Genomic DNA, 4,568 nt, shown 5'->3' on the forward strand with positions numbered 1-4,568 from the left:
CGGGCCGCGGCGGCAGGCTCGCGCAGCAGCGCCACCCCGTCCGCGCGGGGGCGGGCGATGACCCCGGCGAGCGTCGCGGGGGCGCCCGCCGCCAGCGCCACCAGCAGCCGCGACAGATCGTCGCCCCGGGGGGCGTAGTCGGCCCCGGTGACCCAGCGCAGCCCGGCGGCGATCAGCCGGCGGCGCGTCTCGGCCGGTTGGGCCAGCACCGCGGGCGGCAGCAGCAGCATCCCGCGATCGGCCTCTACCCCCTCGGCCACGGTGGCGGCGTGGTCGGTGAGCGCCGCCCGCGCCTCGGACAGCCACGCGGCCGAACGCGCCAGCCCCGGCACCGGCAGGTCGAGCGCGGCGATCGCCTGCCGCACCCGCACCCGGTCGAAGCCCGGGTCGTCGTTGGTGGGATCGTCGCTCCACCCCAGGCCGCGGGCGGTCAGCCAGTCTCGCAGCGCCGCCCGCCGGACCCCCAGCATCGGGCGCAGCCACAGCGTCCCGCCCTGCCGGCGCGCGGCGGCCATGCCAGAGAGCCCATCGAGCCCCGCCCCGCGCCCGAGCCGCATCACCAGCGTCTCGGCCTGATCGTCCATCGTGTGGCCCAGCGCCACCGCGCCCAGCTCCGCCCCGTCGGCCCAGTCGGCGAGCAGCCGCAGCCGCGCCGCCCGCGCCGCCGCCATCAGGTTGCCCGCCGGCGCCCGCCCCCCGTGGTCCCAGACGAGCACCCGGTGCGGCAACCCCAGCGCAGCACAGGCGCGGGCGACGGCAGCGGCCTCGTCGCCCGAACCGGAACGCAGGCGGTGATCGACCGTCGCCACGGCCAGCCGGACGCCCCGGGCCTGCGCCCACGGCGCGGCGATGTGCAGGAGTGCGGTGGAATCGCTGCCGCCCGAGACCGCCAGCCCCAGCCCGGGCAGCGCCCCGGCGAGGCGGTCGAGCTCGGCGCGGACGGCCTCCTCCGGGTCGGCGGGCCCGAGCGGATCCGTTCCCCCCGCGGGGTCAGCCGCCATCGGCGAGGTCGGCCGCAGCCTCGGGGTCGGCGCTGGCCTCGGGGTCGGCACCGGCCTCGGCGGCGGGGTCGGTGGCGGGGCCTGCGTCGGCCTCCGGGGGCATGGCCGCAGGGTCGCCCTGCATCGCCGCGGCGCAGTTGGCGGCGGAGCTGCGGCGCTCGGCCTCGTCGGCCTGCGGGGTGCCGGCGAAGCGGGTGGTCAGCTCGGTCAGATAGACGCAGCCGGCGCTCGGCGCCTTGCCGACGGCCGCCACGCGGGACAGGCCCAGCAGCGCGTCGGCCGCCCGCGGCCCGGTCGGCGCCGCGGCAAAGGCCGAAAGCCACGCGGCCGTCGCCCCCTTGGCGTCGCCCGCGCTGTCGAGCGCCGCGCCGCGCAGGAACTGCGCCTCGGCGGCGGCGGGGCTGTCGGCGTGGGTGCGGGCGAAGGCGGCGAATAGCTCGGCGGCGCGGGGGAAGTCCCCCTGCTGCATCGCCGCGCTCGCGGCCTCGAAGCTGCGCCGTTCCGCGGCCGTCAGCGGCACGCCGGCGGAGGGCGTGACCGGATCGGCCCCGGCGGGGTGCCCGGTCGCGGGCCCTGCCGCGGCCACGGGGCCGCCCACGACCCCGCCCAAGGCTCCGCCCGTCCCCGCCGACTGGTCGCCCAGCGTCGGCGTGGTCAGCGCGCCGAGGTCGCAGCCGTCCTCCATCTCGCAAAGGCGGAACTCGATGTCGCCGATCCGGTTGGTGCCGTCGCGCACCACCTGGTCGATGCGCTTGCGCAGCCGCTCGGCCTCGCCGGTGAGGCGGGCGAGGTCACGCTCCATCGCGTTCATCCGGTCGATGGCGCTGTCGCCGCCCGCAGCCTGAAAACCCGCCGCGCCCGAGGTGTTCAGCTCGGCCCTGAGCGCCTTCAACTCGGCGGCCAGCGCCTTGAGGTCGGCGCGAAGGTCGGCGAGCGTCCGCCCCTCGGCCGCCACAGCGGGGGCCGCGGGCGCAGGCGTTGCGGGGGCAGCCGTCTGCGCCGCCGCGGGCCACGCGAGTGCCGACAGCACCGCGGACAGGACCAGCGCGCGCCGCATCAGACGCCGGCGCCGGGCGAGACGATGGTGACGGCGCGGCGGTTCTTGACCTGGCATTCGGGGGTCGAGCAGACCTCGACCGGCCGTTCCTTGCCGTAGGAACTGGTGCGGATGCGCCCGGCCTCGACCCCTTGCGAGACGAGGTATTCCTGCACCGCCCCGGCCCGGCGGGCCCCGAGGGCGAGGTTGTATTCGCGGGTGCCCTTCTCGTCCGAATGGCCCTCGACCACGGTCGAGAAGCTGCCGTTCTGCTTGAGCCACGCGGCCTGACGCACCAGCGTCGCGCGGGCGGTGCCGTCGAGCGTGGCGTCGTTCTCGGGGAACATCACCGTGTCGCCCGCGGTGCGGATGAAATCCGCCGCGGTCGCGGTGCCGGGCAGGTTGCCGCCCCGCACCTCGCCGGTGTAGCGGGCGGGGCCGCCGGCGGTGCCGGCGTAGGGGTCGGCGACGACCACCGGCGCGGGCGGCTGGGCGCAGGCCCCGAGCAATGCCAGCGCCGCGGCCGCAGCCCCGATCCGAAACCCGTTCATCATCTCACCCACGCCCCTCTGCGGTCGCCGCGGCCCGTCGCCCGACCGATTGCTCATGGCAGCAGCGGCCCCCAGTCGGGGTCCGACGCCGCGCCCTCGATATCCAGCGGGCGCATGTTGCGCCCCGTCACGTCCACGGAATGCAGCCTCGACACCCCGTCCCCGCCCGGAGTCTGCCGCGTGAACATCACCACACGGCCATTGGGGGCCCAAGTCGGGCCCTCGTCAAGGAACGATTCAGTCAGCATTTTCTCTTCCGTGCCATCCGGGCGCATCACCCCGATGTGGAAATTGTCGCCGTTCTGGTTGGTGAAGGCGATGAGATCGCCCTTGGGCGACCACGCGGGCGTGCCGTAGCTGCCCTCGCCAAAGCTGATCCGCTGCGGCTCGCCGGACCCGTCTGCGGGCATGACGTAGATCTGCTGGGCGCCCGACTGGTCGCTTTCGAAGACGATCTGGCGGCCGTCCGGGCTGAAGCTCGGCGAGGTCTCGATCGCCTGCGTCTCGACCATCGGCCGCTCGGCGCCGGTCGCCACGTCCATCTGCCACAGGTCGGTGTTGCCGCCCTTCTCGCGCGAATAGACGATCCAGCGCCCGTCGGGCGAGAAGGCCGGGGCGAAGCTCATCGTCCCCGCCTCCATCTTCAGCGGCCGGGACTGCACGGTGGCCACGTCCATCAGCATGATCTGCGGCATCCCGCTGGAAAAGCTGGTGTAGAGCAGCCGCTCGCCATCCGGCGAGAAGCGGGGCGAGACGACGAGATCGGCGTCATCCGTCACCCAGATCGGGTTGGCGCCGTCGTAATCCATGATCCCGATGCGCTTGAGGCGCGCGTCCTTGGGCCCGGTTTCCGACACAAAAGCCACCCGGCTGTCGAAATAGGCGGTCTCGCCTGTGATCCGCGCATAGATCTGGTCGGCGACCTTGTGGGCCACGCGCCGCCAGCCCGCGCGGGGGGCGTCGAACTGCAACCCGTCGCCGAGCGGCTGACCCGAGAACACGTCGTAGAGCTTGAACTTCACCGTGACGTTGTCGCCGTCGAGCGCCACCGCCCCCGTCACCAGCGCCTCGGCGTTGACCGCCCGCCAGTCGGGATAGGCCACCGGCGCCTCGAACCCCTCGGGGCGGGCCACCTGCGCATCCTCGGGGATCTCGCGGAAGAGGTCGGTGCCGGTCAGGTCCGCCGTCACCACCCGCTGGATGTCGGCGGCGAGCGTCCCGGCCCCGCCCTCGTCGAAGAACGGCACCACGGCGATCGGCATCGGCTCGACCTGGCCGCCGGTGATCTCGATCCTGAGCGGGCCCTGGTCCTCGTCGGCAGCGAGCCCCGCGGCGGGCACCGCATCCTGCGCCAGCGCGGGGGTGAGCGGCGGCAGCGCCATGAGCGCGGCGAGGGCCACGGACAGGACGGGCAGGCGCGGGGTCATCTGGGCGAGGGTCATGATGCGCGTCTCCTTAATCTCGTTTGCGGCCCGGCGCCATGCGGGGCGGGCTGTGCTTTCGGCCATGCGGTCAGCGGATCCGCGCCCCGCCCTGGGGGCGGAACTCGATGATGATCTCGCGCCAGCGGACGTATTTCTCGGCCGGCAGGCGATAGCCGTCCTGCTGCAGCGCGCAGCGCAGGATCGCCCGGCGCGCCGCCTCGAAGGCCTGCGCGGCGGCCGCGTCCGAGCCGCCCTCGGCGCCGACCAGCCGCACGGTCTCGGCATCGGGCATCCCCGCGGGGGTCATCTCGAAGGCGACCGTCACCGCCGTCCGCTGCGCGTCGCGCGACAGCGAGCCGATGTTCCAGCAGGCCTCGATCTGCATCCTGAGCCCGTCCTTTTCCCCGCGCGAGAGGGGCGGACCGGCGCTCGCCCGCCCGCCGCCGCCATCCGCGCCGGCGCCGGGCGGGGTCGGGCCCAGCGCCTCCTCGAGCGCCTGGGTCAGGGCGTCGGGCTCGTCGGGCGCGATGCGGGGCGCCTCGGCCTCCTCGCGGGC

The 4,568-nt window shown here is 75.2% G+C and carries 5 protein-coding genes; all 5 read right to left on the minus strand.

Annotated elements, in window-relative coordinates; genetic code table 11:
* On the minus strand, positions 1-1,001 hold a 1,001-nt coding region (tilS, locus tag ACFHYO_RS03480), incomplete at its 3' end, for a tRNA lysidine(34) synthetase TilS (protein WP_394318416.1).
* Positions 991-2,058, minus strand: a complete 1,068-nt coding sequence (locus tag ACFHYO_RS03485) for a tol-pal system YbgF family protein (RefSeq protein ID WP_394318418.1) — start codon at positions 2,056-2,058, stop codon at positions 991-993. The genes ACFHYO_RS03485 and tilS, both read right to left, overlap by 11 nt.
* Positions 2,058-2,588, minus strand: a complete 531-nt coding sequence (locus ACFHYO_RS03490) for an OmpA family protein (protein ID WP_036705447.1) — start codon at positions 2,586-2,588, stop codon at positions 2,058-2,060. The genes ACFHYO_RS03485 and ACFHYO_RS03490 overlap by 1 nt, the downstream gene beginning before the upstream one ends.
* A 53-nt stretch (positions 2,589-2,641) precedes the next feature.
* Entirely contained in the window at positions 2,642-3,970 is a 1,329-nt protein-coding gene (tolB, locus tag ACFHYO_RS03495; protein ID WP_394318420.1) for a Tol-Pal system beta propeller repeat protein TolB, read from the minus strand.
* Positions 3,971-4,100: 130 nt separating this feature from the next.
* Positions 4,101-4,568, minus strand: a 468-nt coding sequence (gene tolA, locus ACFHYO_RS03500; RefSeq protein ID WP_512700644.1) for a cell envelope integrity protein TolA, incomplete at its 5' end; no start/stop codon positions are given.

Source organism: Paracoccus panacisoli (assembly GCF_042435015.1).
GTDB classification, from domain to species: Bacteria; Pseudomonadota; Alphaproteobacteria; order Rhodobacterales; family Rhodobacteraceae; genus Paracoccus; species Paracoccus panacisoli.

What these genes read in the sequence shown, in the direction of transcription:
- ACFHYO_RS03490 (WP_036705447.1), bottom strand. Translation starts at nt 2,588, where the DNA reads ATGAACGGGTTTCGGATCGGGGCTGCGGCCGCGGCGCTGGCATTGCTC.
- ACFHYO_RS03485 (WP_394318418.1), bottom strand. Translation starts at nt 2,058, where the DNA reads ATGCGGCGCGCGCTGGTCCTGTCCGCGGTGCTGTCGGCACTCGCGTGG.
- tolB (WP_394318420.1), bottom strand. Translation starts at nt 3,970, where the DNA reads ATGGCGCTGCCGCCGCTCACCCCCGCGCTGGCGCAGGATGCGGTGCCC.